Here is a 26,650-nt window from a genome sequence, read left to right as displayed (position 1 = left end):
AGGGTACGGGCATGCCTCCTTCCTCCGGGTAAGGGGGCTTCTTGTCTTTCTATGCAAAATCAACGATTTTTTTGGGCGTTTTTATCTCGAAACCCAACTTTCCCTTTTGTAAAATGGAATGGAACAGGTATAATTGTACCGTGACGATTTCTATGACAGTTTGTTGACAATCCCAAGTGTGACGCGCACGCGTCAGGTTTTTTGATTACACTGGGAAAGGACAAGCCAGAGGCAGGGGTTGTCTTAAGGCCGGTCTGTTGGCCTGAACTCGAGGATTCGCCAGCATCTTTCGCGGTGTCTGGTACTTTTTCGAGGGATTCATCTGCCATACAAGAGTGGATCGCACCATTACTAGGAGGTCTAAAATGAACGGCAATTTGAAGATTTTCTCGGGTTCATCGAATCCAAAACTGGCAGAGGAGATATCCCGCGTACTGGATCGTCCCTTGGGGAAAGTGAAGCTTTCTCGCTTCAAGAGCGGCGAGTTGTACTGCTTGTACGAAGAACCGGTCCGCAACTGCGACATCTTTATCGTGCAGACCTTCTCTCACCCGATCAATGAGCATTTTGTCGAATTGCTCGTCATGATCGATGCTGCCAAACGGGCTTCCGCCCGCACCATCAACCTGGTCATTCCCTACTACGGCTACTCGCGCCAAGAGCGCAAAGCAGCTCCGCGGGAACCGATTTCTGCGAAATTGGTTGCCGATGTGCTCACCACGGCCGGAGCAGACCGGGTGATTACGGTGGATCTTCACGCTGCCGCCATTCAAGGCTTCTTCAATATCCCGGTCGACCACCTCACGGCGCTCGATCTCATCAGCGATTACATCCGCAAAAAGGACATCCCGAATCCGATCGTGGTATCGCCGGATGCCGGCCGCGCTACGACAGCCGAACGTCTGGCCAATATCTTGAATGCTCCGTTCGCGATCATGATCAAGAAGCGCCCGGCGCATAACGAATCCGTGATCACCCACGTCATCGGGGAAGTCGAAGGCTATACTCCGATTATCATCGAGGACATGATCGACTCGGGCGGCACCATCGTCAACGTGGTCGAGGGCCTTAAGGAACGCGGCGCCGGTGACTCCTATGTCTGCGCGACGCATCCGATCTTTTCCGGACCGGCCCTGCAGCGGCTTGACCATCCGAACATCAAGGAAGTGGTCATCACGGACACGATCGCCATTCCCGATGACCACTCGTCCCGATTCAGCGTCATCTCGGTTGCGCCTCTTCTGGCCAATGCGATCCACATTGTCATTGAGGGCGGTTCGATCAGCTCCCTGTTCAAATATGGCGGGGTTTAAGAGTACAGATTGGGCAAGCGGGTTCTTGGAGGAGGTGCTGACCCGTGAGTAAGAATATCGCGCTTGAGCGCAAAACGAAACAGAAGGTCATCCCGCTCAAAATCGACGCGACCTTTTTCTTCGAGCGGGCCGTTCGTTCTCTGGATCGCTGCCATTACGATAAAGCTTTGAAATACTTCCGCCGCGCTGTGGAGTACGAGCCGGACAATGCTGTCAATCACTGCAACCTGGCGGGCGTGCTGGCCGAAATCGGCAACTTTGAGGAGTCGAATGCCATTCTCCTCGGCATCCTGGAGAAGCTTGATCCCGGCATGGCGGAATGTCATTACTATCTGGCGAATAATTATGCCAACATGGACGATTTCGAGGCGGCGGAGCAAGCGGTGCTCCGCTACCTGGAGACGGACGAGGACGGCATCTATGTAGAAGAAGCGGAGGAGATGGTCGAGCTCCTCTCCTACGAGCTCGGTCGTCCGGTGCAGATTCGTTCGGTGCGGAGTCGGGGCGGTGTGTACGAGCATGACGAAGCGCGCCGCCTGTTGGAGGAAGGGCGCTTTGTGGAAGCGACCGGGGTGCTGCAAAAGCTTGTGAAGAAGTATCCCGAGTTCCTTGCGGCACGCAACAACCTGGCGCTCGGGTTTTATTACCTCGGTGATTTTGAGCAGGCCCTTCAAACGGTGTTTGATGTGCTCAAGATCGACGAGGGGAATTTGCATGCCCTTTGCAACCTGGCGATCTTCTATCAGCATCTGGGCGAAACGGAGAAGCTTGCGGAACTGAGTGAACAGCTACGCAAAACCTACCCGTTCCATCCCGAATACTTGTTCAAGCTCGCCACGACGATGGGCATCCTGGGCGACCATGAGACGGCCTATCGCTTGTTCCACCGTCTCCTGAAGATAGGAGCGGAAGAACAGGACCCGAGCTTGTACCATTACACAGCGGTCGCTGCGTATAACACCGGCCGTTTTGAAGAGGCGCGCAAGCGCTGGAAGCAGGTCGGCAAGCTCGATCCGGGAGCGGAGATCGCCCGATTCTATCTGGAGCAGTTGGAGCGCGGGGAACACGAGGGTGTCTTCCTTCACTACCACTACCACCTTCCCTTCGAGCAAAAGGTGCTGGCAACAGCCCAAGAAGGGGAAGCCTCGCTGTCGGACAGCATCAAGCGTGATCCGCTGGTGCGGTCGTCCTTTTTCTGGGGGCTGCGTCATGGTGATGCTCAGACGAAGCTGCAGGTGATTCAGGCCTTCGGGGCGATTGCGGACGAGGAAGCGCAGTCGGCGCTTCGCAGCTTCCTGCTGGAGCCGGAGGAGAGCGATTCCCTCAAACGAATTGCGCTCTTTGCCCTCCGCAGCATGGGGGATTCCGAGCCGCTTCCCATCCTTCTGTCCGGGACGAAACGGACGATCGGAACGGCTCCCTATACGCCTTCTCTCCCGGTATGGGAGGAGGACTGGCAGGCGGTGCTGACCCTCGCTCATCAACAGATGGCGAAGCGTTACGATCTGGTGCAGCAATGTGATTTGGAATCGCTCTGGGTGGAATACTTGACCTGTGTGTACCCGGTGAAGCCGCGAATCGCCAAAATCGAAGGCTGGTCGGCCGCACTCGAATACTTGACGGCGAAGATGCACCGGCGGGCCATCTCCTTCGAGGAGGTAGCCGGTCGCTACGGCATCTCCGCTGCCACCGTCAGCCGCACGGCTCGCCGCATCGATGAGGCCTGCCGTCTGATGGAGAAGGTAGCCCCGATGGGGAACCGTTCATCGGACGAAGCGGGCGACGGTTCGGATAACCCGACCCCGTAATTCGTGAAATCAGGAGGAAGCTGCCATGTACAAAAGCATCATTATCGGAACGGGGCCTTCCGGCCTTACCGCTGCGATTTATTTGGCTAGAGCAAACCTGAGTCCCCTTGTGATTGAAGGGCCGGAGCCCGGCGGGCAATTGACCACAACGACGGAAGTGGAGAACTTCCCAGGCTTTCCAAACGGGATACTCGGCCCGGAGCTGATGGCCAATATGCGAAGCCAAGCTGAGCGCTTCGGGGCCGCCTTCCGCTCCAGCTGGGTCGTGAAGGTGGACCTGTCCGCCAAGCCCTACAAGCTTACGCTGGAGAACGGCGAGGTGTTGGAGACGGAGACGGTCATTCTCTCCACCGGCGCATCGGCGAAGCTCCTGGATATTCCGGGAGAGAAGACGAGTATCGGCCGCGGCGTCAGCACCTGCGCGACCTGTGACGGCTTCTTCTTCCGGGGCAAGAAGATCATTGTGGTCGGCGGCGGTGACTCGGCGATGGAGGAAGCCCACTTCCTCACCCGCTTCGCGAGTGAAGTGCGCGTGGTTCACCGCAGAGAAGAGCTGCGTGCCTCCAAGATCATGCAGGATCGCGCTCGTGAGAATGAGAAGATCGTATGGAGCCTGAACCACACACCGCTCGAAGTTCTCTGCGAGGATCGGGTGACCGGCCTCAAGGTCCGGAACAACGAGACCGGAGAAGAGGAAGTGCTGGAGACGGACGGCCTCTTCGTCGCCATCGGTCATCACCCGAATACGGCCTTTCTGGAAGGCCAAGTGGAAACCGACGAGCACGGCTACATCCTCGTCAAGCCGGGGACGACCCGTACGAACGTACCGGGGGTCTTCGCCTGCGGCGATGTGCAGGATCAACGGTATCGGCAGGCGATCACCGCTGCGGGCAGCGGCTGCATGGCCGCCCTCGATTGCGAGAAATACCTCGAAGGGGAAATGGTTCACGACTGGAGCCATTTGCTCGGAGAGAAAGCTTGACGATTGCCGGATAGAAAGGAAATTACGGGAAGCTCCGTTAGGAAGGAGCTTCCCGTTTTATTCCGGCGAGCCGCCTCCAAACCGGCTTGTGATTGCGGCTTTTTTTGCTGACTGAGCGGGCTTTTGAAGCCATCCTTTCTTGACCGCACCCCGGCTAAGCTTTATAGTGGGAACAGAAGTGTTAGGATCCACTCCTCATGTCAATTGACCTGCATGGCCCGGAACATGAATCCGGTCCCTGTATTGTCATGTCTGGAGGAGTCCGGGATCAGGGGAATCAGGAAAGCATATCAAGGGTAGAGGTGACATTGGAATGTCTGGAAAAGTGTATGTCGGTGTCGATCTGGGCGGAACCGCCATCAAGGTCGGACTTTGTGATGAGAGCGGCAAGCTGCTGCAAACCTACGAAGGACCGACCGGTGCCGAGCTGGGTTCGGACGAAGTGATGGAGAGAATTGCGCAGTACATCCGCCTGCTGGTTGAGGAGTCGCCCTTCAAGTGGGAAGACGTTGCCGGGATCGGCGCCGGTTTGGCAGGCTTTCTGGACATTCCGGAAGGCATCGTCCGGTTTTCTCCGAACTTGAAATGGCATGACGTTCCGGTCAAGAAAATTCTGGAGCAGAAGCTCGACAAACCGGTGACCATCGACAACGATGCAAACGTAGCAGCTCTTGGGGAAGCTTGGAGCGGAGCGGGAGCGGGCATCTCCAATGTCGTCTGCTATACCCTCGGAACCGGAGTCGGCGGCGGTATTATCATCGGCGGCAAAATCTATCAAGGCTTTGCCGGCATGGCTGGCGAGCTTGGCCATATGTCCGTCGTACCGGATCTCGAAGCCATTCAATGCGGATGCGGCCAAATGGGCTGCCTGGAGACGGTATCGTCCGCGACCGGCATTGTCCGTATGGCGAGGGATGCCGTCCAACGCGGCGACAAGACGTCGCTTGCGATGATCCAAAACATAACGGCGAAGGACGTCTTCGACGCGGCGAAGGTCGGCGATGAAGTAGCCCTTCGCATCGTCAATCGTGCCGCTTATTACATCGGACGCTCGATGGCGGCCATCGCCGTCGTGTTGAACCCGCAGCGATTCATCGTCGGCGGCGGGGTCTCCAAGGCAGGAGAAATCCTGTTCCAACCGATCCGAGAAATCTTCCGCAAGTACACCCCTCTGCAGGTTCAGGAAAATGTCGATATTGTACCGGCCACGCTCGGAAACGACGCCGGCATCGTCGGTGCAGCCGGCCTTAACCTTCGGTAAGATATGCTGCAAAGCGCGGGCCGCCCGACGGGATTTTTCCGGAGGGCGGCTTTGGGCTAGTCGCTCATAACTACCACTTGGGGATGAAGCGACTATAGCATGGTTACAAGCCCTGAAACGGTCGGCTAGCAGGCGAGAATCGCCTGAAGCTTAGCCGCGCTCCCCTACAACGGAAACGGCCAAGGAGGGATTTCAAATGGAAGAACGAATCGCGTTAGCCAAGCTCGTCATCATCACGGGCATGTCCGGCGCCGGCAAGACCATCGCAGTGCAAAGCTTGGAAGACCTCGGGTTCTTCTGCGTAGACAATCTTCCTCCCGTCCTCATTCCCAAGTTCGCCGAACTGATCGAGCAGTCGAATGGCAAGATCGGCAAGGTTGCCCTCGTCATCGACCTGAGGGGTCGCGAATTCTTCCGTGCGCTGACGGAATCGCTGCATGCCCTTCAGGAGAACCATACCATCAGCTTTGAGATTCTATTCCTCGACGCGACGGACTCCGTCCTCGTTCAGCGATATAAGGAAAGCCGCCGCCGCCATCCGCTGGCCCCCGGAGGGGCTCCGCTGGAAGGCATCCAACAGGAGCGCAAGCTTCTCGAGGAGCTGAGGGGGCTCGCGAGCCAATCCATCGACACCAGCAGCCTGAAGCCCGGCCAGTTGAAGGAGATCATCACCTCCCGCTTCACCCATCTGGGGAGCGAGGGGCTCGTGCTGAATGTCATCTCCTTCGGCTTTAAATACGGAATTCCCATCGATGCCGACCTTATCTTCGACGTGCGCTTTCTTCCGAACCCGCACTACGTGGATACGCTTCGGCCCCTTACCGGGCAGGACCCGGATGTGTACGAGTATGTCATGAAGTGGACGGACACACAGGAATTTCTCATCAAACTGCTTGACCTGCTCCACTTCCTCATTCCCCAGTATCGGAAGGAAGGCAAGAGCCAGGTCGTCATCGGCATCGGCTGTACAGGCGGCAAGCACCGCTCGGTAGCCATTGCTGAATACTTAGGCAGACGCATCGGCGAGAGCGAGACGGAGACCGTCCGCGTCAGCCACCGTGATGCAGAGCGAGACCGGAGGTAGAAGAATTGACGGAACCCATGACTGAGATGGAACCTGTCCCTCATGTCGTCGTCATCGGCGGCGGCACGGGGTTGTCCGTCATGCTGCGCGGCTTAAAGAAAAAGCCGATCGACATCACCGCCATCGTCACCGTTGCCGATGACGGCGGCAGTTCCGGCGTGCTGCGCGATGAGCTGCAGATTCCCCCTCCGGGCGATATCCGCAACGTCATGAGCTCGCTCGCCGACGCGGAGCCGCTGCTGTCGCAGCTGCTCCAATACCGCTTCAAGCAGGTGGACGGCCTGATCGGCCACCCGCTGGGCAACCTGATCCTCGCGGCGCTCAGCGACATCACCGGCGACTTCGTCGGTGCGGTGCGCGAGCTGAGCCGCGTGCTTGCCGTTCGCGGCCGCGTGCTCCCGGCCGCGGACATTCCCATCGTCCTCCGCGCCGAGATGGAGGACGGCACCATCGTGACCGGCGAATCGAAGATTCCCCAGGCCGGCGGACGCATCAAGCGCATCTCCATCGAGCCGGCGGATGTGGCGCCCTTGCCGGATGCGATTGAAGCCATTCGCAGGGCGGATGCCATCGTATTCGGGCCGGGCAGTCTGTACACGAGCATCATCCCGAACCTGCTCGTCCCCGATATCGCGAGCGCGATTACGGAATCGAATGCCCTCAAGATCTACATCTGCAACGTCATGACCCAGCCCGGCGAGACCGATTCCTATTCGGTGAGCGACCACATCGATGCGGTATACGACCACATCGGCAAGCCCATCTTCGATTACGTGCTCGTCAACAACGGCGACATTCCGCCGGAGGTCAAGCAGAAGTATTCCGAGGAGGGGGCGGCTCCTGTCACCTACGATCCGGAGGATGCGGAGCGCCAGGGCTACCAGGTCATCGCCGACGAGCTCGTTTATTTTCATACGTACTTGCGGCATGATGCCGACAAATTGAGCCATCATATTTATCGACTGGTAGAAGGTTGGATGGCGCGAAAGAGGTGAGACCCGTGTCCTTTGCGGCGCAGACCAAAAAAGAACTCACCCTGCTGGAAAGCGGGGGCTGCTGCGAAACGTCCGAGCTCGCCGCGCTTATTCGCATGAATGGATCCGTTCAGAAGACGGGGCAGCGGATTGTTCTCGACATCTCCACGGAGAATGCGGCGATTGCGAGACGAATCTACCTGCTGCTCAAAAAGCTGTACCAGGTCCACACCGAACTGCTGGTGCGCAAAAAAATGCGCCTCAAGAAAAACAACGTCTACATGGTTCGCGTACCCGTTCGGGTCCAGGAGATTTTGTCGAGCTTGAAGATCGTGTCAAACGAAGGCTTTTTGTTTACGCCGGGGATCGACAAGGATCTTATCAAGAACAACTGCTGCAAACGCGCGTATCTGCGCGGGGCCTTCCTCGCAGGAGGGTCCGTCAATAACCCGGAAGGCTCGTCCTATCACCTGGAGATCGCCTCGATGTATGAGGAGCACTGCCATGCGTTAGTTCAACTGGCCAACCGGTTCGACCTGAACGCCCGCTGCATCGAGCGGAAGAAGGGCTTCATCTTCTACCTGAAGGAAGGGGAGAAGATCATTGAGTTCCTGAACCTGATTGGAGCTCACCAGGCCCTTCTGCGGTTTGAGGATGTCCGCATCATGAAGGACATGCGCAATTCCGTGAACCGGATTGTCAACTGCGAGACCGCGAACCTGAACAAGACAATCGGTGCTGCCGTGCGCCAGATCGACAACATTCGGTTGATCGAGAAGGAAATGGGGCTGGAGAACCTTCCTGAGAAGCTCCGCGAGGTGGCCGAGGTGCGCCTGAAGCATCCGGACGTGAACCTGAAGGAAGTGGGCGATCTTCTCAAGGGCACAGTAAGCAAGTCTGGAGTGAACCATCGGCTTCGCAAGCTGGACGAGATTGCCGAGAAGCTAAGGAACTCGCGGTAACGACGCAATTCCGTTTTGACCGACCGGGAAGAAGAGGGACCATGATTTTTCTAGTGCAGCATAGGAAAAAATGTTATAATGGACAATAACTCATTCCTTATTTGTTCCCTGTCGTTCCTATAGAAGAAAATTCATGCAATGGGGGTATCGGTTCATGTCTAAGAGTCCCGCCGTGGTTCGTTTGAAAACGGGTCTGCACGCCAGACCGGCCGCTCTGTTCGTTCAGGAGGCCAATAAGTTCTCGTCCGAAATTTTCGTCGAGAAGGATGAGAAGAAGGTCAACGCCAAGAGCATCATGGGCATCATGAGCTTGGCCATCAGCACCGGTACGGAGATTTCCATCAGCGCGGAGGGCGCGGATTCCGAACAGGCTGTAAACGCTTTAGTCGCACTCGTCAGCAAGGAAGAGCTGGAGAACCAGTAAGACGCTTCCTTCCTGTTTTTGTAGCTTCCGTCGCGGGAGCTTTTTCTCCATGCGGGCCTGTTGAGTCCGCGTCTTGCAGAACGCCTTACCCCTGCACATATGCCAAAAAGCCGCCTCGTTCCGATAATTCGGAAGAGACGGCTTTTTTTCGTTTACAGAAGGCCCTTGGTCGGTGTTTCGATGACCTTGTCGATGATGCCGTAGTTCAGCGCTTCTTCGGCGGTCATGAAGTAGTCGCGATCGGTGTCCTTGTCGATGCGCTCAAGCGGCTGGCCGGTCCGATCGGCGAGGATGCCGTTCAGTTTCTCCCGCAGCTTGATGATGCGCTTGGCGCGGATCTCGATATCGCTCGCTTGCCCTTCGGCGCCGCCCAGCGGTTGGTGAATCATCACTTCGCTGTTCGGGAGAGCGTAGCGCTTGCCCTTCGCCCCTGCGGTCAGCAGGAAGGCACCCATCGAAGCCGCCATGCCGACGCAGATCGTCGAGACGTCCGGCTTGATGAATTGCATCGTGTCGTAGATGGCCATGCCGGATGTAATCGAGCCGCCAGGGCTGTTGATGTAGATGCTGATATCTTTCTCCGAGTCCTGAGCGGTCAGGAACAGGAGCTGGGCGATGATGGCGTTGGCCACTGCATCGTTGATCGGGCTCCCGAGGAAAATAATGCGGTCCTTCAAAAGCCGGGAGTAAATGTCATACGCCCGTTCCCCGCGGGAGTCGGGTTCGACAACCATTGGAATGAAACTCATGCGGATTTCCTCCTTTATTGGCTCGGTATTTTCGATGGTGATTCGTGAAGCTATACCCATCTTACTCAAAACAAAGACAAAAGTCAAAGAAGGTCAGACAATCATTTTAGAAGGGCATGGGGGTCACGATATCTCATAACGGGTAGTTAGGTATGAAGCAGGCTGCAAAGGCGGCTGCCGGGTGCAGGAGGGAAAAAGAACAACAAAAAAACGTCCTGCTAACAGGACGTTATCCAGTCGATTATATGGCGCGCCCGCGAGGGATCGAACCTCGATCTCAGGCTCCGGAGGCCTACGTCATATCCATTGGACCACGGGCGCGTATGATGACTCCTCAAGAAGCCAGCAAATAGTATTATAGAGTAACGATCCTGGAAAAGCAAGCGGAAACTTTGATCAAGAAAGGGGGAGAAAGCGAATCGAGGGAATGAGCGAGAGAATGGGAGCAATTCGAAGAGGATGTGGGATGGATTCAGTCCCGCTGGGACATTTCACAAAAACTTAACCTATCCCGGGGGCGGCTCAACTTGCATGGGCTACCAGAATCCGTTAAAATGGTACGTGGGACAAAGAAATATTTGTATCGTGGGACATAAAATGCTTATGCGGGACGTTGGGTGTCCAAGGCGGGAGTGATAACATGAGAGCGGTCCTGGAGATGCAAAAGCAGCTCGTCCCCGATGTGCTCGACATCGTCAAGAAGCGCTACACCATCCTCCACTACGTCTTGATCTACCGCTTGGTGGGACGCCGTACCTTGGCAGCCAGTCTGAACATGACGGAACGTGTCCTGCGCGCCGAAGTAGATTTCCTGAAGGAGCAAGGGCTTCTGGAGGTCGAATCGTTCGGCATGCGCGTTACTCCTCAGGGCAAGCAGCTCCTGAGCGAGATGGAACCGATGATTAAGGATCTTTTCGGCTACAGTCGAATGGAAGAAGCGCTCAAAGAGAAGTTTTCGCTTCGGGATGCCATCGTGGTTCCGGGCGATTCCGACGAATCGGATTACACGAAGAAAGAGATGGGCCGTGCCGCCGCTACCGCTCTGCGGAAGGCTGTCACCGAGGAGACCGTCATTGCGGTCACCGGAGGATCGACGCTTGCCGAGGTCGCCGCTCAGCTCACCCCGAGCTCTGCCTTGAAGGGAAGCCTGTTTGTCCCGGCTCGCGGCGGAATCGGAGAAAGCGTGGAATTCCAGGCCAACACGCTGGCTTCGGTCATGGCGAAGAAGACCGGCGGGCAATATCGTCTTTTGCACGTGCCGGATCACCTTGGGGAAGACGCCTATCATTCCCTCATTCAAGAACCCAATATTCGCGAGATCCTCGACGTCATCAAGAGCGCCCGTATTCTGCTGCATGGAATCGGAGAAGCTACGGTTATGGCCAAAAGACGGAAGGTTGAAACGGCTACGCTTGCCGAGCTAACGCGAACGGGAGCGCGAGGAGAAGCCTTCGGGTACTATTTTGACCAATCCGGCCAAGTGGTCTACAAGATGCCGACCCTCGGGCTCAAGATGGAAGACCTGAAGCAGGTCGATACCTTGATCGCCGTGGCGGGAGGCAGCAGCAAGGGCGGAAGCATCGCAGCCGTCTTGCGGCAGGGGCTGGAGCACATTCTCGTAACCGATGAAGCGGCGGCCCGCTATATTTTGCAGGAAACCTGATGACTTGCAGGAGAATGGCGTATTTTGGCGAATATCTCTAAGTTGGGCTTGTGGATTCATCCATTTCTGTTTTCTTGACGGCTCTTGTCGTCTTGAGATATAGGTATCACCATTCATAATCACATAGGAGGAGTTACCATGACAGTAAAAGTAGGGATTAACGGGTTTGGCCGTATCGGACGTCTGGCATTCCGTCGCATTCAAGCTGTAGAAGGAATCGAAGTAGTAGCCATCAATGACTTGACCGACGCAAAAATGCTGGCTCACCTGCTCAAATATGATACGACCCAAGGAACCTTCAACGGCGATGTTGAAGTTCACGACGGTTTCTTCAAAGTAAACGGCAAAGAAGTTAAGGTTTTGGCTAACCCGAAACCGGAAGAACTTCCTTGGGGAGAACTCGGCGTTGACATCGTTCTGGAGTGCACCGGCTTCTTCGTAACGAAGGAAAAGGCTGAGCTTCACCTGAAGGGCGGCGCGAAGAAGGTTGTGATCTCCGCTCCGGCTACCGGCGACATGAAGACCGTTGTATACAACGTCAACCATGAAATCCTTGACGGAACCGAAACGGTTATCTCCGGCGCATCCTGCACCACCAACTGCCTGGCTCCGATGGCTAAGGTTCTCAACGACAACTACGGCGTTGTAGAAGGCCTGATGACGACGATCCACGCTTACACCGGCGACCAAAACACCCTCGACGCTCCGCACCGCAAAGGCGACTTCCGCCGCGCTCGTGCAGCAGCTGAGAACATCATTCCGAACACCACCGGTGCTGCTAAGGCCATCGGCCTGGTAATCCCGGATCTGAAAGGCAAGCTCGACGGCGCTGCTCAACGCGTACCGGTAGCTACCGGCTCCCTGACCGAGCTCGTTACCGTTCTCGAGAAGAACGTAACCGCTGAAGAAATCAACGCAGCGATGAAAGCCGCTGCTAACGAATCCTACGGCTACACCGAAGACGAAATCGTATCGTCCGACATCAAGGGCAGCACTTTCGGCTCCCTGTTCGACGCTACGCAAACCAAGGTTCTGACCGTCGGCGACAAGCAACTCGTGAAGACCGTTGCTTGGTACGACAACGAAATGTCCTACACCGCTCAACTTATCCGCACGCTTGAGTACTTCGCTAAGCTGGCTAAGTAAGACCGGTTCATTTTAAGCAATACCAGAAGGGAGAGCGGAAAACGGACGCATACGTTTCCGCTCTTCATCCTGCTTTTACGACCAATTGAAATTTCGGGAGGAACTCTCATGAACAAGAAGAGTGTTCGCGACATCGAAGTAGCCGGCAAACGCGTATTTGTCCGCGTAGACTTCAACGTTCCGCTGGATAACGGCAAGATCACCGACGATACCCGTATCGTTGAAACGCTGCCGACCGTCAAGTACCTGATCGAAAAAGGCGCCAAGGTCATTCTGGCGAGCCACCTTGGCCGTCCGAAGGGCGAAGTGAACGAATCCATGCGCCTGACTCCGGCTGCAACCCGCTTGTCCGAGCTGCTCGGCAAGCCGGTCTTGAAGGCGGACGAATCCGTAGGCGAAGCCGTGAAGGCTCAAATCGCCGGCATGAAGGACGGCGACGTTCTCGTGTTGGAAAACGTTCGTTTCCACAAGGGCGAAGAGAAGAATGATCCGGAACTCGCGAAGCAATTCGCCGAGCTCGCCGACATCTTCGTGAACGACGCGTTCGGCGCCGCTCACCGCGCTCATTCCTCTACCGAAGGCATCGCTCACTACCTGCCGGCCGTATCCGGTCTGCTTATGGAAAAAGAGCTGGACGTTCTCGGCAAAGCTCTGAGCAACCCGGAACGCCCCTTCACCGCCATCATCGGCGGCGCTAAGGTGAAGGACAAGATCGACGTTATCGACAACCTGATCAAGCTCGCCGACCACATCATCATCGGCGGCGGCCTGCTCTTCACCTTCCTGAAGGCAAAAGGCTACGAAGTCGGCAACTCCATCGTGGACGAGGAGAAGATCGACGTAGCCCTCGGCTTCATCAAGAAGGCAGAAGAAAAAGGCGTCAAGCTGCACCTGCCGGTTGACATCGTCGCCGCTGACGCGTTCAGCAACGATGCTAACTCCAAGGTCGTAGCAGCCAACGAAATCCCGGCCGGCTGGATGGGTCTCGACATCGGACCGGAAACGACCAAGGCTTATGCCGACGTCATCAAGAACTCCAAGCTCGTCGTCTGGAACGGACCGATGGGCGTGTTCGAAATGGATAAATTCGCAGCCGGTACCCTCGGCGTATGCCAAGCTTGCGCTGACACGGAAGGCTACACCGTCATCGGTGGCGGCGACTCCGCTGCAGCCGTTGAGAAGTTCAACATGAAAGACAAGATGGACCACATCTCCACGGGCGGCGGCGCTTCCCTGGAATTCATGGAAGGCAAGGCTCTTCCGGGCGTTGTGGCTCTTCAAGACAAGTAAGAATCCGTGAGCCCGGCTTGCCGGGTGAGTGGGTGGACTTTGGATTAAGTAATGGGAGCAGAGGAGACGGAGGGGCCAGAACAGGGTGGAGAAGCGATAGCGTTCGCCTTTGGATTTTGGAAGGATACCGCTCTGATTCAATCAGAGGCTTCCAAAACCAACAGCGATCGGAGCCCTGTTCCTGGGCCTCGGAGTCGAATCGGCCGCTCCTCGTTATGAACGACAATGGCAGCAACGAAAGAGCGGTCCTGACGGGCCGCCGCAAAGGAGGGAATCACGGTGAGAAAACCGATTATTGCCGGTAACTGGAAAATGTTTAAAACGGTCAAGGAAGCGATCGCCTTCGCAGAAGAAGTGAAGGGCAAAGCCGAAGTGGACGGCGTAGAGAGCGTGGTATGCGCTCCTTACACGAACCTGCCTGCTCTGGTAGAAGCTTTCAAAGGCACGTCGATCAAGGTGGGTGCGCAAAACCTGCACTGGGCCGACAACGGCGCCTACACGGGTGAAATCAGCGGGGAAATGCTGAAGGAGCTCGGCGTGGACTACGTCATCATCGGGCACTCCGAGCGCCGCGAGTACTTCGCGGAAACCGACGAGACCGTGAACAAGAAGATCAAGGCCGCTTTCAAGTACGATCTGGTCCCGATCGTCTGCGTCGGCGAGAAGCTCGAAGAGCGCGAAGCCGGCCGTACGAAGGACGTCTGCAAGGTGCAAACCGAAGCGGCGTTCGCGGGCCTCGACAAGGAGCTTGCCGCTAAAACCGTCATCGCCTACGAACCGATCTGGGCGATCGGAACGGGCAAATCCTCGACCTCCGAGGATGCGAACGAAGTCATCTCCTACATCCGCGAGCTCATCGCGAACCTGTACGGAGCAGAGACAGCAGCAGCTATCCGCATCCAATACGGCGGCAGCGTGAAACCCGCTAACGTCAAGGAATACATGGGCATGTCCGACATCGACGGCGCTCTCGTCGGCGGTGCCAGCCTCGAACCGGATTCCTATGTTCAGCTCGTTGAGGGGGCGCGTTAATCATGACGAGACCCAAACCAGCAGCGCTGATCATCTTGGACGGGTTCGGCCTTCGGACCGAAACCCAAGGCAACGCGGTAGCGGCTGCGAAGAAGCCGGTCTTTGACCGTCTGTGGTCCGAATACCCGCACACCCAACTGGGTGCCAGCGGCGAGTCCGTCGGACTCCCGGACGGCCAAATGGGTAACTCCGAGGTCGGTCACTTGAACATCGGCTCCGGCCGGATCATCTACCAGGACCTCACCCGCGTCACGAAGTCCATTCGCGATGGCGAGTTTTTCGAGAACGAGTACCTCGCCGGTGCGGTTCGCCGCGCTAAGGCGAACGGCAAGAAGCTTCATCTGTTCGGTCTTCTGTCTGATGGCGGCGTACACAGCCACATCAGCCACGTGTTCGCTCTGCTTGAGCTGGCGAAACGAGAAGGTCTGAACGAAGTTTACCTTCACGCCTTCATGGACGGTCGCGACGTGGCTCCGAGCTCCGGCCGCGAGTTCATCGAACAAACCGAAGCCAAGATCAAGGAACTCGGCGTCGGCAAGATTGCAACGGTGATCGGCCGCTACTATGCCATGGACCGCGACAAGCGCTGGGAACGCGTAGAGAAGGCGTACCGTGCGATTGTGTATGGAGAAGGGCTGCAGTACAATAGCGCTGTGGAAGCCGTTGTGAAATCGTACGAAAACTCCGTGTTCGACGAATTCATCCTTCCGTCGGTCATCACCGACGCCGAGGGCCACACGAACGGAACCGTCGACAGCGGCGACTCCATCATCTTCTTCAACTTCCGTCCGGACCGCGCCATTCAACTGTCCCAAGCCTTCACCGTAGATGGCTTCGCCGGCTTTGACCGCGGGCCGAAGCATCCGCACGACCTGGATTTCGTCTGCATGACGACCTACAGCGAGACGGTGAACGGCCGCGTGGCCTTCCCGCCGAAGCAAATTGAAGACACCCTCGGAGCGGTTCTCTCGGCTCATGGCCTGAAGCAGCTCCGCACGGCGGAAACCGAAAAGTATCCGCACGTGACGTTCTTCTTTAACGGTGGCAAGGAAGTGCAGTACGAAGGCGAAACCCGCGTTCTGATCAACTCGCCGAAGGTCGCAACCTATGACCTGCAGCCGGAGATGAGCGCGTACGAGCTGACGGAATCGACGCTGAAGGAGATCGCGGAAGACAAGCACGACGTGATCATTCTCAACTTCGCTAACCCCGACATGGTTGGTCACTCCGGTCTCATGGAGCCGACGATCAAGGCGGTCGAAACCGTTGACGAATGCCTCGGCCGTCTCGTCGAAGCGATCACCGCGAAGGGCGGCGTGGTCATGATCACCGCCGACCACGGCAATGCCGATATCGTTCGTGACACGGAAGACAAACCGTTCACGGCGCACACGACCCAGCCGGTTCCGTTCATCGTAACCGACAAGCATGTGGAGCTTCGGGAAGGCGGCATCCTCGCCGACCTCGCTCCAACGCTGCTTGAGCTGATCGGAGTTGCTCAACCGGCCGCAATGACCGGCAAGTCGCTGATCAGCGAACGCAAGTAAGAAACCTTCAGGGGAGGTCTGTCCGGGCCTCCCGTTGACAGGGTGCACGCCTTGCCCCCGCAAGGTGGGTAAGCGGGATATTCCGCTTCGCACATAATAAATGGCATCAACCCCAAACCACACTAACAAACAAGGAGTGTACTGCGAAATGACGATCATCTCTGACGTATACGCACGCGAAGTCCTCGACTCCCGCGGCAACCCTACTGTTGAAGTAGAAGTTTACCTGGAATCCGGTGCCAAAGGCCGCGCCATCGTTCCGTCCGGCGCCTCCACCGGTGCCCACGAAGCCGTTGAGCTTCGCGACGAAGACAAGTCCCGTTACCTCGGCAAGGGCGTTCTGAAGGCTGTTGAGAACGTGAACGAGCACATCGCTCCGGAAATCATCGGACTCGACGCTCTGGACCAAGTTGCCATCGATACCCGCATGATCGAACTCGACGGAACCGAAAACAAAGCAAAGTTCGGCGCTAACGCGATCCTGGCTGTATCCATGGCAGTAGCTCGCGCAGCTGCTGACGCTCTGGACGTTCCGCTGTACACCTACCTGGGCGGATTCAACGCCAAGACCCTGCCGGTTCCGATGATGAACATCGTCAACGGCGGCGCACACGCCGACAACAACGTCGACGTACAAGAATTCATGGTTCTGCCGGTGGGGGCTCCTTCCTTCAAGGAAGCTCTCCGCATGGGCGCTGAAATCTTCCACAGCCTGAAGTCCGTTCTGAAGGCCAAGGGCCTGAACACGGCTGTAGGCGACGAAGGCGGCTTTGCTCCGAACCTGGGCTCCAACGAAGAAGCCATCACCACGATCATCGAAGCCATCGAAAAAGCAGGCTACAAGCCGGGTGAAGAAGTATTCCTGGGCATGGACGTAGCGTCCACCGAGTTCTTCAAAGATGGCAAGTACCACCTGGAAGGCGAAGGCAAGTCCTTCACCCCGGCTGAATTCGTTGACCTGCTTGCTTCCTGGGCTGACAAGTACCCGATCATCACGATCGAAGACGGCTGCTCGGAAGACGATTGGGAAGGTTGGAAGCTCCTCACCGAGAAGCTGGGCGGCAAGGTTCAACTCGTCGGCGACGACCTGTTCGTAACCAACACCAAGCGTCTCTCCAAGGGCATCGACGAAGACATCGCCAACTCGATCCTGATCAAGGTTAACCAAATCGGTACGCTGACCGAAACCTTCGACGCGATCGAAATGGCTAAGCGCGCTGGTTACACCGCTGTTGTCTCCCACCGTTCCGGTGAATCCGAAGACAGCACCATCGCTGACATCGTGGTTGCCACGAACGCTGGCCAAATCAAGACCGGTGCTCCTTCCCGTACGGACCGCGTAGCGAAGTACAACCAACTGCTCCGCATCGAAGATCAACTTCCGGTATCCAACTATGCCGGCAAGCAAGCCTTCTACAACCTGAAGAAATTCAAATAAGAATTCTTCGCGGTTTTGGTTGCTTTAGAACAGCCCGACAGACGTCGATGAGACGTTTGTCGGGCTGTTTTTTTGGATTTTCAAGTTGGTTGGGGCGCTTCATCGGTAGATACTATCTGCCTTGCGAAGCAGCCTTCTTCTCATGAAAGACGTTGTTTTGGGCGGGGATGTAGTGTCCACCTTTGCTTCGACCCTTGCTTCCGGTAAGTTCCTACCTGTAAGATGAAGACAATTCGATAAACGTGCGTAAAAGAGGGTATAAGAGAAAAGGAGGGATCACCCTTGGGTAAATGGATGCGAGCGGTGCTCGTGCTGATCGGTTGCGCGTTTTTGACGCGGTTTTTGCCGACGTCGTTCTTTCGCAACGTCGATACGATGGTGCATGAGTTCGGTCACGCCCTGATGGTGTTGCTCCTGTCGGGCAAGGTGATGAACATCAGCTTGTATGCCGATCACAGTGGTGTGACGCAGTCAGCACTGGCCTCGGCGTCCTCGTTCATTCCGGTTTCGCTGGCGGGCTACATGACGGCTTCGCTGTTTGCCTGGCTGCTCTTTGCTCTCTATGCGAAGAGGCAGTATGCGCTCGGGCTCTGGCTGGTCACCGGCATTGCCGCGCTGTCGCTTGCTCTCTTCGTCCGTAACGGCTTCGGTATGTCCTGGCTCGCGGGTCTTCTCGTGCTCAACTTGCTCTTCCTGCTGTTTCCGTATCCGTTGCTCAGAAAGTACTACTTCCTGTTTATTGCCTTTCTCTCGCTGGAGGAGTCCGTGATGGGGCCGCTCACGCTGGTGATTCTGGCTGTCCGCAATGGGGGAGCCGGGGCGGGAGATGCGAGCATTCTCGCAAGACTAACCCCTCTGCCGGGATTGGTGTGGGCGCTGCTCTTCTTCCTCTTCGCGCTATGGTGCGCGAAGCTGGCCATTGATGCATTCAGCGGGCGCGGGAGGCGCCAGCCTCCGACCAACCAGACGACGGCCGCTTCCCGGCCGGATTCCATTCCATCGACAAGGAGATGATCGACATGGCCCTGCTTCCCATCGGCCTTCAATTGTATACCCTTCGTGACTATACGGAGACCGACATGGCGGGTACCTTGAGACGGGTTGCTGCTCTTGGCTTCGAAATGGTCGAGTTCGCTGGTTATGGAGGGCTGTCTGCTTCTGAGTTAAACGCTGTGCTTAAGGAGACCGGATTGGTTCCGTTGTCGGCACATGTTCCCTACGATCAGCTAAAGCAGGGCCTGGACGAGCAGATTCGCTATGCTAAGGAGATAGGACTGGGCTATCTCATCTTTCCCTATGTGGACCCGGAGCTCTTGAAGACAGAGGAGGGCGTAGCGTCTCTAGTCCGAGACTTGACCGAGATGGGGCATAAGATTAAGGAAGCGGGCTTAGACTTCTGCTACCACAACCATGATGCGGAGTTGGGCACCGTCGGCGGCGAGCTGATCCTCGACCGCATTTACCGGCTGGTGGAGCCAGAGCTGCTTCAGGCGGAGCTTGATCTCTACTGGGTGAAAAAGGCGGGGCTCGATCCTTATCACTACCTGCTCTCCTACCCCGGACACGTTCCGATTGTACACCTCAAGGATATGACCGACGATGAAGAGGGCTTTTTCGCCGAGGTCGGGCATGGCTCTATGGATTTCCCTGCGCTGCTGGGTGCGGCAAGTGAGGCGGGAGTGCGTTACCTGCTGGTGGAGCAGGACCAATGCCGTCGCTCTCCTTGGGAGAGCATTGAGATGAGCTTGAACTACTTGCGCAGCATCGGGGCGGCTAAGCCTTTGACTTAATGGTTCTCTACGCCTGAGTATTTCATAAAAAAAGTAGAAGATCTGCACCGTGAGGTGTGGGTCTTTTTTGCATATTCACAAAAAATGGAGAGCGTCCTATTGACAGAGAGTAGGGTATCTTGTATGGTTAGTTACATAAGTAATTAACCAGTATGGTGGTGAAGCGATGAAAGAGCTGATTGACGATAGCAAGCCCATCTTCGTGCAGATCGCCGAGCGGATCGAGAACGACATTATTTCCGGAATCTTGCCCGAGGAGAGTCAGGCTCCTTCTACGAACCAGTTTGCAACGCATTATCAGATCAACCCGGCGACGGCGGCCAAAGGGGTCAACTTGCTGGTGGAGGAAGGCATCCTGTACAAGAAGCGGGGGATTGGCATGTTCGTAGCGGAGGGATCACGGGAGCGGCTGCTGCAGAAGCGCAAAGGGGAATTTTTCGAGCAGTATGTGGAAGCGATGCTCCGAGAAGCCGAGAAGCTGGCGATCAGCCGGGAGGAAGTCATTGAGATGATTGCCAGGGGAGGGAAGGGTCAATGAGTCAAGCAGTGGTGGAAACGAAGGGACTCACGAAGAAATACGGGCAAATGGTTGCCTTGGACGGAATCGATCTTCGCATTGAGGAGAATCAGATTTGTGGCCTGCTCGGACGTAATGGAGCCGGGAAGACGACACTCATGCACATTATCACGTCGCAGTTTTTTGCAACTTCCGGAGAGCTTCGAGTATTCGGAGAAAAGCCATACGAGAACGAAAAGGCCTTGCGACAAATGTGCTTCATCAAGGAAAGCCAGGCCTACGCGAAGTCCTTCAAGGTAGCGGATGTGGTAAGCCTCTCGAAGGGGATCTTCCCCAATTGGGACGCGGCTTACGCGGAGCGTCTCCTGAACGAGTTCGAGCTGCCGCGGAATCGTTCCGTCGGCAAGCTGTCACGCGGGATGCTGTCCTCGCTCGGAATCGTCGTCGGGCTCGCCAGCCGTGCACCGCTCACCATCTTTGATGAACCGTATCTGGGCCTTGATGCCGCCAGTCGTACGCTCTTCTATGATTTGCTTCTGGAGGATTACTCCAATCACCCGAGAACGATCATCCTCTCGACCCACCTCATCGATGAGGTGAGCCGCCTCCTGGAGCATGTGATCATCATCGATCACGGACGCATTATTCTAGACCAGAATGCCGACGAGTTCCGCGGAATGGCGTACACGGCAACCGGCAATGCCGAGCGGATCCGCTGCTTCGCAGAAGGGAAGAAGGTTTTGCATGAAGAAGGCTTTGGCTCGCTTCAGACGGTTGTCCTCTGGGGACGCGCAACCTCGCAGGAGAAGCGGGATGCCGCGGAGCTCGGCTTGGAGCTCGGACCGGTCTCCTTCCAGCAGTTGTTTGTTCATATGACTTCGGGGGATGCGGCGAAGGCCTCTCTCATTCAGGAAGGAGCGATCCGTCGATGACCAGTAAATCGATGAGCACGCTTTTGAAAATGCACTGGATCAACATGCGGCTGAGTGTCTACATTTACTGGGCGATCATGCTTGTGATCTCCGTCATTTCCTTCACGCTCATGCTTACGGTGGGGAATGGGGACACTCAAATCAACATGGGGGCCATTACTTCGGTTTCCATCTATATGCTCGTGCTCAACCTGGTTTCGGTAAATGAAACCTTTCGCTATGCTCTTGGTATGAACTTTAGACGGAAGGACTTTTACGGCTCAACGGTAATCATCATTCTTCTTCTTGTCTTTGGCTTTGGGACTCTTTCGACGCTTCTTTCCATGATCGAGAAGCCGCTTGCCGAGGCCCTGAAGGTCAACGTCTCCTTGTTCGGGATTATGGGAGATGCCGAGTTGTCCTCGTTAGATGTGTTTCTTCTCTATATAGGATGCGGCCTGTTTCTCAGCGTCGTCGGATTGTTCACCTCAGTGATTTCTTACCGGTTCGGCAAAAAAGGCGTGTTGCTGATGGGCGCCGTTGCCCTGCTCCTGTTTATTGGGGTGTCGGTTATGTCAATGGAGCCGATTGCTCGCTTCTTCGCCAGCATCGGATCGGTTGCCGAAGCGATGGCTTGGCTGATGCTCCCCACTGTGCTGTTGCTTGCGGGTGCCTATCCGCTCATGATGAGCATGACCACGAAGGAATAGTCTTAACGAGAAGAAGATAGCAAAAAATCCCCTTGCACGGTTCCTCTGAGGATCGTTCAAGGGGATTTCGTATGAAGAACAACTTCCAGTAGACTTCCTCTCCATTGCTTGCCGGATGGAAACCCATATGTTACAATAGATATTGCTATGTATCAGGACGGCTTGGGCTCGTCCGGCTTCAAGGAGGTGGAAGTGTGGAATTATTCCTGAAAGTACTGCTCGTGATCGTGTGCGTTGGCCTGATCGCTGTTGTTCTCCTGCAAAAAGGGAAAAGCGCTGGTCTTTCGGGCGCCATCTCCGGAGGTGCGGAACATCTGTTCGGGAAGCAGAAGGCTCGTGGAATGGACCTGTTGCTGTCCCGTGTAACGATGGTGCTGGCTGCCCTGTTCATCTTGGTATCGATGGCTCTGGCCTTCGTATCGAAATAAGCCAACCCCAAACAGTTGAAAGAGGCGGAAGCTTACGCTCCGCCTCTTTTTGAATAGAAGCGGTATCGGACGGATGAGGAACCTCTCTGGGTGAACCGATCCGCATCCATTGCGTCTCCCCCGCGCGAGCGAATGGCTTGTTCGGGGATTTTGTTTACCTTCTGCAGATGGAAAATCTTTCTCCCTTTCAAACGGAGCAAGATCATGCGTAAGCTTTGACTCCATTCGGGGATGCGCGGCCGGAAAAGGGTAATACTGAGGGAAGCTGCATCTGCCAGCGTGTGAAGAGCCCCGAAGGGGTTGAGACGTTGGTGACGCGAGAAACCGGTTGCCCTTCCCGCGGCTCACACGCGATTGTGCGGGCTTTGTTCCGATCGTCCTCAAGCCCGCTGCAGATCATCACAGACGGCATCCTACCCCATTAAAGCAGGTGAAATCATGGTAACAGAGCAACAGGTGCTCGACTATATGGCGCGGGACGATTACCGCCCATTGACGTACCAAGAGCTGGAAAAAGAATTTGCCCCCTCGACCGCAGAGGAATTCAAGGAGCTGCTCAAGCTGCTGAACGCACTCGAAGAGTCCGGGCAGATTTACCGCAATCGCGGCGATCGTTACGGGCTCCCGGAACGGATGAATCTCGTCCGCGGGCGTATGCAGGCTCACCAAAAGGGCTTTGGCTTCCTCATCCCCGAGGATCGCGAGCGCCCGGATATTTACATTCCCGCCTCGGATATGGGCGGCTCGATGAACGGCGATACCGTGCTCGTGCGCATCTCCTCGAAGGGAGCAGCGGGCGGCAAAGTGGAAGGCGAGGTCGTCATCATCGTCAAGCGCGCCACCCAGCAGGTGGTCGGAACGTTCCAAAACTTTGAGAGCTATGGCTTCCTGATTCCCGATGACAAAAGGCTTATCCGGGATATCTTCATCCCCCCGCACGCCTCTCTTGGCGCGGTTACGGGACAGAAGGTCGTCGCTCGCATTGTGAACTACCCGGAAGGCCGCTCCTCGGCCGAAGGGGAAATCATCGAAATCCTCGGTCATAAGGACGATCCGGGCATCGACATTCTGTCGATCATCCGCCAGTTCCAGCTTCCCGAAGCCTTCCCGGACGAAGTCATGGCAGAGGCGGAGAGTGTTCCGGACACGATCCGGGAGGAGGATTTGAAGGGGCGCCGCGACTTGCGGGGCGAAACCATCGTCACCATCGACGGCGAGGACGCCAAGGACCTGGATGACGCGGTAACGGTGAAGAAGCTGGACAACGGCAATTACCACTTGGGCGTTCACATCGCCGACGTCAGCTACTACGTGCGCGAAGGCTCCGAGCTGGACAAGGAAGCCTACAACCGCGGCACGAGTGTCTACCTCGTGGACCGCGTCATCCCGATGCTGCCGCATCGCTTGTCGAACGGCATCTGCAGCTTGAACCCGCGCGTAGATCGGTTGACGATGTCCTGCGAGATGGAGATCAACGCGAACGGGGATGTCGTCAAACACGATGTATTCTCCAGCGTGATTCGCACGGTGGAGCGGATGACGTATACGAACGTCCGCAAAATTTTGCAGGATGAAGATGCCGAAGTGACCGAGCGCTATCGCGACTTGGTGGACAACTTCAAGCTGATGGAAGAACTCGCCATGAAGCTTCGCAACAAGCGGATGCAGCGCGGTGCCGTGGACTTCAACTTCACAGAAGCGAAGATTCTTGTGGATGCGGAAGGCAAGCCGACCGACATCGTAAAGCGTGAGCGCTCGATCGCCGAGCAGATCATCGAGGAGTTCATGCTGAAGGCGAACGAGACGGTCGCGGAGCATTTCTTCTGGCTGAAGGTGCCGTTCCTCTATCGCGTCCATGAGGAGCCGGATGCGGAGAAGCTGCTGCGTTTTGCCGAATTCGTGACGAGCTTTGGCTATGCCCTGAAGGGTGGAAAAGGCGGCAAGCTGCACCCGCGTCAGCTGCAGGACATTCTCGACGAAATCTCCGGCACGAAGGAAGAGACCGTCATCAGCACGGTACTGCTGCGCTCGATGAAGCAGGCTCGCTACGATGCGCAGAGCTTGGGTCACTTCGGACTGGCCGCCGAGTTCTATTCGCACTTCACCTCGCCGATTCGACGCTACCCCGACCTCATCATTCACCGCGTCATGCGCGAAGTGATCGAGAACGGCGGTGCCCTCAGCGACAAGCGGCATGAAGCGCTGACGGCTCGCATGGATGATTATGCGAAGCAGTCTTCGGATCGCGAGCGGCTGGCGGTGGAAGCCGAACGGGAAACGGATGCGCTCAAGAAGGCCGAGTTCATGGTGGACAAGGTGGGCGAGGAATTCGAGGGCATCATCAGCAGCGTGACGAACTTCGGGCTGTTCATCGAGCTCCCCAATACGGTCGAGGGCCTGATTCGTCTGGCCGATCTGACCGACGATTACTACAACTACCACGAAGCGACCCATATGCTCGTGGGCGAACGCACGGGCCGCACGTTCCGGCTGGGCGACGATGTGAAGGTTCGCTTGACGCGCGTCAACCTCGACGAGCGGAACATCGACTTCGAGCTCGTCGATATGCAACCGCGCAGCGGAGGCTTCCGCGGCAAGCAGCGCGGCGGCGAACGGGGCGCTAAGGGCAATGGGCGCCACGGCGGTGTGCCGTTTGACGTGCCCGGCCGCGGCGGCAAGGGCAAGGGCAAAGGCAAGCACCGCAACGGCGATGCGCCTGCCGCTGGCGGAGGCGAACGCGCCCGGGTACACGGCGCACCTGCGGCCGAGCAAGGCGCGGGCGGCGGCAAGCGGCGCCGGGGCAAGGGCGGCTTCGCCGTCGGCCCGACGGAGCAAGCCCAGGCCGCGCGCGGAGCGGCACCGGAAGCGGCGAACGCCGAGCGCGTCGAGCGCACGGAAGCGCCGCATCACGACAACGGCGGCGCGCCTGTGGGCTCGCCGAACGCACGCGGCATCGGACGCCGGCGCGGCAAAGGCGGCGCGGGCGGTGGCGGCGCTGCGGCGCATACGCCGGCGCCTAGCGCAACCGGCAGCGGCCGCAAGGGCGCGCACGGCGGTGAGCCGCGCAAGAGCCGCTCGAGCAAGCGCCGCGAGGAAGAACGCAAGCGGCAGGAGGAGAGCGACGTCTACCTCGGCGGTGGCAAGCGCGGCGAGAAGCCGGGCATCGCGTTCTATGGCGGCGCGGCCTCCGCTTGGTCGAAGACGGCGAAGGTGAAGCCGGCTTGGTTCCGACCTGGCAGCAGCTCGTCCGAGTCTAATGCGGAGCCAGGCTCCTTCATTGCGGCGCGGACCGATCGCGAGCCGAATGCGGGGAGCAAGCCGGGTAAGAAGAGAAGCCGCGGCAAGTCCGGTGCAGGAAGCCAGCCGCTGGTCGCGACGGAGGCGAAGCCAGGCGTGAGTGCGGCTCCCGCTGCATCTCCGTCGGCGGCATCCAACGCTTCGGCGGCACCTGCTGCCGCGAAGAGCCGCCGTCGTCGCGGCAAAGGAACGCAGGAGCCCGGGGCTAAGCCGACAGCGGATCACCAAGCGGCAGAAGCGTCGAAGTCGGCTCCGGTTGAGCCGAACGGCAAGACGGCCGATCCAGGCGCTCCGGTGAAGAAACGTCGCGCGCCGAAGAAAAAGGCGCTCGTCCCGGCAACGCCGATCGAGCAAGCGGCAACGGAGCCGAAGAAAAAGCCGCGTAGACGGGCGGCAAAGAAGCCGAAGTCGGAAGCGACGGAATGATCGGGAACACGTGAAAGCGGAAGTGAAACGATAAGAAGAGGCCCTCGTTCTTTTCACTGCAGGCATAGCTCGCTTGTCCTATCGGGCGGGCGAGTGGACTGCGGCAGGAGGACGGGGGCCTTTTTTCATTTTGGGAAAGAGGAGGGGAAAGGGATGGTGCGTAGGTGAGAGGGATCGTCCACTTGGAAAGGTTCGTTATAGGGAAGGGCTCCCCTTGATTTGTGCCGATGCAGTTGATACAATGAGGTCCTGAACACAGGAAACATCAGGGGAATTCCAGGGGTTCAAGAAATGAAGGAGGGATTTCCATGGCGAAGAAAAGCGATGCGGAACACAAGGCACTCGCCCAAAACAAAAAAGCTTCCCATGACTACTTCATTGAGGAAACCTTTGAATGCGGCATGGTGTTGACCGGGACGGAGATCAAGTCGCTGCGCGGCGGCAAGGCGAACCTAAGCGACAGCTTCGCGACGATCCGGAACGGCGAGGTGTTCGTGCACAACCTGCACATCAGTCCTTTTGAGCAAGGCAATCGCAGCAACCCGACGGATCCCACTCGGGCCCGCAAGCTCCTGCTCCACCGCGCCCAGATCAGCAAGCTGATCGGGTTTGTCAAGCAAGAGGGGTACACGCTGGTTCCGCTCAAGATTTACACGCGCCATGGCTACGCCAAGCTTCTCATCGGCCTCGGCCGAGGCAAGAAGAATTACGACAAGCGGCATGATGCCGCGAAGAAGGACGCCACACGCGACATCCAGCGCGCGCTGCGCGAGAAGCAGAAGGTCGCCCGATAAGGGAGGGCCTGCGGCTGGCGGAACGAATAGCAAGCTGCGACTACACTCGCCAGAACCTTCATGTCGTGCGTACAGTTACCAAGCCTTTTTGCAACGATTTGTGC

Annotated in this window: 22 protein-coding genes, 1 tRNA gene and 1 pseudogene; 22 read left to right on the top strand and 2 right to left on the bottom strand. The window is 57.1% G+C overall.

Features of this window, described 5'->3' with window-relative positions:
• Positions 1 to 365: 365 nt before the first annotated feature.
• The 8 genes from AAFN83_RS19975 (at position 366) to AAFN83_RS19940 (ending at position 8,808) form a co-directional block, all read left to right on the top strand.
• A complete protein-coding gene (locus AAFN83_RS19975) occupies positions 366 to 1,313 on the top strand; it encodes a ribose-phosphate diphosphokinase (RefSeq protein ID WP_347772655.1) in 948 nt (315 codons plus the stop codon).
• Between the two features lie 44 nt (positions 1,314 to 1,357).
• Entirely contained in the window at positions 1,358 to 3,121 is a 1,764-nt protein-coding gene (locus tag AAFN83_RS19970; protein ID WP_347772653.1) for a tetratricopeptide repeat protein, read from the top strand.
• A gap of 25 nt (positions 3,122 to 3,146) precedes the next feature.
• Complete coding sequence (gene trxB, locus AAFN83_RS19965; RefSeq protein ID WP_347772651.1) at positions 3,147 to 4,103, top strand: thioredoxin-disulfide reductase; 957 nt, start codon at positions 3,147 to 3,149, stop codon at positions 4,101 to 4,103.
• 313 nt (positions 4,104 to 4,416) lie between these two features.
• Entirely contained in the window at positions 4,417 to 5,364 is a 948-nt protein-coding gene (locus AAFN83_RS19960) for an ROK family glucokinase (RefSeq protein ID WP_347772649.1), read from the top strand.
• A 196-nt stretch (positions 5,365 to 5,560) separates the two neighbouring features.
• On the top strand, positions 5,561 to 6,448 hold the full coding sequence (gene rapZ, locus AAFN83_RS19955; RefSeq protein ID WP_347772647.1) for an RNase adapter RapZ: 888 nt from the start codon (positions 5,561 to 5,563) through the stop codon (positions 6,446 to 6,448).
• Between the two features lie 17 nt (positions 6,449 to 6,465).
• Positions 6,466 to 7,443, top strand: coding sequence for a gluconeogenesis factor YvcK family protein (locus tag AAFN83_RS19950; protein WP_347772697.1), 978 nt, complete (start codon positions 6,466 to 6,468; stop codon positions 7,441 to 7,443).
• Between the two features lie 5 nt (positions 7,444 to 7,448).
• Positions 7,449 to 8,384, top strand: a complete 936-nt coding sequence (gene whiA / locus AAFN83_RS19945) for a DNA-binding protein WhiA (RefSeq protein WP_347772645.1) — start codon at positions 7,449 to 7,451, stop codon at positions 8,382 to 8,384.
• Between the two features lie 154 nt (positions 8,385 to 8,538).
• Complete coding sequence (locus tag AAFN83_RS19940; RefSeq protein WP_347772643.1) at positions 8,539 to 8,808, top strand: HPr family phosphocarrier protein; 270 nt, start codon at positions 8,539 to 8,541, stop codon at positions 8,806 to 8,808.
• 152 nt (positions 8,809 to 8,960) lie between these two features.
• Here the strand turns inward: AAFN83_RS19940 and clpP are convergent, their stop codons facing one another.
• Positions 8,961 to 9,557, bottom strand: coding sequence for an ATP-dependent Clp endopeptidase proteolytic subunit ClpP (gene clpP, locus AAFN83_RS19935; protein WP_347772641.1), 597 nt, complete (start codon positions 9,555 to 9,557; stop codon positions 8,961 to 8,963).
• Positions 9,558 to 9,803: 246 nt separating this feature from the next.
• Positions 9,804 to 9,878: transfer RNA gene (locus AAFN83_RS19930), tRNA-Arg, on the bottom strand.
• 319 nt (positions 9,879 to 10,197) lie between these two features.
• On the opposite strand from AAFN83_RS19930, the gene AAFN83_RS19925 reads away from it, so the two are divergent.
• From AAFN83_RS19925 to smpB, 14 genes and pseudogenes are all read left to right on the top strand, one after another.
• The gene (locus tag AAFN83_RS19925; protein WP_347772639.1) at positions 10,198 to 11,220 is read left to right on the top strand and encodes a sugar-binding transcriptional regulator; all 1,023 of its coding nucleotides are present in this window, start codon (positions 10,198 to 10,200) and stop codon (positions 11,218 to 11,220) included.
• A 138-nt stretch (positions 11,221 to 11,358) separates the two neighbouring features.
• Positions 11,359 to 12,366: a type I glyceraldehyde-3-phosphate dehydrogenase gene (gap, locus tag AAFN83_RS19920; RefSeq protein ID WP_347772637.1), complete on the top strand. Its 1,008-nt coding sequence runs from the start codon at positions 11,359 to 11,361 to the stop codon at positions 12,364 to 12,366.
• Between the two features lie 108 nt (positions 12,367 to 12,474).
• The gene (locus AAFN83_RS19915; RefSeq protein ID WP_347772635.1) at positions 12,475 to 13,656 is read left to right on the top strand and encodes a phosphoglycerate kinase; all 1,182 of its coding nucleotides are present in this window, start codon (positions 12,475 to 12,477) and stop codon (positions 13,654 to 13,656) included.
• A 279-nt stretch (positions 13,657 to 13,935) separates the two neighbouring features.
• Positions 13,936 to 14,688, top strand: a complete 753-nt coding sequence (gene tpiA / locus AAFN83_RS19910) for a triose-phosphate isomerase (RefSeq protein ID WP_347772633.1) — start codon at positions 13,936 to 13,938, stop codon at positions 14,686 to 14,688.
• A 2-nt stretch (positions 14,689 to 14,690) separates the two neighbouring features.
• Complete coding sequence (gpmI, locus tag AAFN83_RS19905; protein WP_347772631.1) at positions 14,691 to 16,235, top strand: 2,3-bisphosphoglycerate-independent phosphoglycerate mutase; 1,545 nt, start codon at positions 14,691 to 14,693, stop codon at positions 16,233 to 16,235.
• A gap of 148 nt (positions 16,236 to 16,383) precedes the next feature.
• Positions 16,384 to 17,673, top strand: a complete 1,290-nt coding sequence (eno, locus tag AAFN83_RS19900; RefSeq protein WP_347772629.1) for a phosphopyruvate hydratase — start codon at positions 16,384 to 16,386, stop codon at positions 17,671 to 17,673.
• A 282-nt stretch (positions 17,674 to 17,955) separates the two neighbouring features.
• Complete coding sequence (locus AAFN83_RS19895) at positions 17,956 to 18,687, top strand: M50 family metallopeptidase (RefSeq protein ID WP_347772627.1); 732 nt, start codon at positions 17,956 to 17,958, stop codon at positions 18,685 to 18,687.
• A 5-nt stretch (positions 18,688 to 18,692) separates the two neighbouring features.
• Positions 18,693 to 19,463, top strand: a complete 771-nt coding sequence (locus AAFN83_RS19890; protein WP_347772625.1) for a sugar phosphate isomerase/epimerase family protein — start codon at positions 18,693 to 18,695, stop codon at positions 19,461 to 19,463.
• Positions 19,464 to 19,629: 166 nt separating this feature from the next.
• A complete protein-coding gene (locus AAFN83_RS19885) occupies positions 19,630 to 20,001 on the top strand; it encodes a GntR family transcriptional regulator (RefSeq protein WP_347772623.1) in 372 nt (123 codons plus the stop codon).
• A complete protein-coding gene (locus AAFN83_RS19880; RefSeq protein WP_347772622.1) occupies positions 19,998 to 20,912 on the top strand; it encodes an ABC transporter ATP-binding protein in 915 nt (304 codons plus the stop codon). The genes AAFN83_RS19885 and AAFN83_RS19880 overlap by 4 nt, the downstream gene beginning before the upstream one ends.
• Positions 20,909 to 21,601 (top strand): hypothetical protein, encoded by a 693-nt coding sequence (locus AAFN83_RS19875; protein ID WP_347772620.1) that lies wholly within the window; start codon positions 20,909 to 20,911, stop codon positions 21,599 to 21,601. The genes AAFN83_RS19880 and AAFN83_RS19875 overlap by 4 nt, the downstream gene beginning before the upstream one ends.
• 194 nt (positions 21,602 to 21,795) lie before the next feature.
• Entirely contained in the window at positions 21,796 to 22,029 is a 234-nt protein-coding gene (gene secG, locus AAFN83_RS19870; RefSeq protein ID WP_347772618.1) for a preprotein translocase subunit SecG, read from the top strand.
• 438 nt (positions 22,030 to 22,467) lie between these two features.
• Positions 22,468 to 25,098, top strand: a pseudogene (gene rnr, locus AAFN83_RS19865) (ribonuclease R); the annotation flags it as partial.
• A 962-nt stretch (positions 25,099 to 26,060) separates the two neighbouring features.
• Positions 26,061 to 26,546 carry an SsrA-binding protein SmpB gene (smpB, locus tag AAFN83_RS19860; RefSeq protein ID WP_347772616.1) on the top strand — a complete coding sequence of 162 codons (486 nt, stop codon included), beginning with the start codon at positions 26,061 to 26,063 and terminating at the stop codon, positions 26,544 to 26,546.
• Positions 26,547 to 26,650: the final 104 nt, after the last annotated feature.

The organism is Gorillibacterium sp. CAU 1737, from assembly GCF_039888655.1.
Taxonomy (GTDB): domain Bacteria; phylum Bacillota; class Bacilli; order Paenibacillales; family NBRC-103111; genus Gorillibacterium.
Note: the sequence above shows the minus strand (reverse complement) of the source record. Positions and strands in the feature narration are given on the sequence as shown.

Coding starts and splice junctions, on each gene's coding strand:
- AAFN83_RS19915 (WP_347772635.1), top strand. CDS start 12,475: ATGAACAAGAAGAGTGTTCGCGACATCGAAGTAGCCGGCAAACGCGTA.
- AAFN83_RS19890 (WP_347772625.1), top strand. CDS start 18,693: ATGGCCCTGCTTCCCATCGGCCTTCAATTGTATACCCTTCGTGACTAT.
- trxB (WP_347772651.1), top strand. CDS start 3,147: ATGTACAAAAGCATCATTATCGGAACGGGGCCTTCCGGCCTTACCGCT.
- gpmI (WP_347772631.1), top strand. CDS start 14,691: ATGACGAGACCCAAACCAGCAGCGCTGATCATCTTGGACGGGTTCGGC.
- AAFN83_RS19925 (WP_347772639.1), top strand. CDS start 10,198: ATGAGAGCGGTCCTGGAGATGCAAAAGCAGCTCGTCCCCGATGTGCTC.
- eno (WP_347772629.1), top strand. CDS start 16,384: ATGACGATCATCTCTGACGTATACGCACGCGAAGTCCTCGACTCCCGC.
- clpP (WP_347772641.1), bottom strand. CDS start 9,557: ATGAGTTTCATTCCAATGGTTGTCGAACCCGACTCCCGCGGGGAACGG.
- AAFN83_RS19885 (WP_347772623.1), top strand. CDS start 19,630: ATGAAAGAGCTGATTGACGATAGCAAGCCCATCTTCGTGCAGATCGCC.
- gap (WP_347772637.1), top strand. CDS start 11,359: ATGACAGTAAAAGTAGGGATTAACGGGTTTGGCCGTATCGGACGTCTG.
- rapZ (WP_347772647.1), top strand. CDS start 5,561: ATGGAAGAACGAATCGCGTTAGCCAAGCTCGTCATCATCACGGGCATG.
- smpB (WP_347772616.1), top strand. CDS start 26,061: ATGGCGAAGAAAAGCGATGCGGAACACAAGGCACTCGCCCAAAACAAA.
- AAFN83_RS19875 (WP_347772620.1), top strand. CDS start 20,909: ATGACCAGTAAATCGATGAGCACGCTTTTGAAAATGCACTGGATCAAC.
- AAFN83_RS19960 (WP_347772649.1), top strand. CDS start 4,417: ATGTCTGGAAAAGTGTATGTCGGTGTCGATCTGGGCGGAACCGCCATC.
- AAFN83_RS19880 (WP_347772622.1), top strand. CDS start 19,998: ATGAGTCAAGCAGTGGTGGAAACGAAGGGACTCACGAAGAAATACGGG.
- AAFN83_RS19950 (WP_347772697.1), top strand. CDS start 6,466: ATGACTGAGATGGAACCTGTCCCTCATGTCGTCGTCATCGGCGGCGGC.
- AAFN83_RS19975 (WP_347772655.1), top strand. CDS start 366: ATGAACGGCAATTTGAAGATTTTCTCGGGTTCATCGAATCCAAAACTG.
- AAFN83_RS19940 (WP_347772643.1), top strand. CDS start 8,539: ATGTCTAAGAGTCCCGCCGTGGTTCGTTTGAAAACGGGTCTGCACGCC.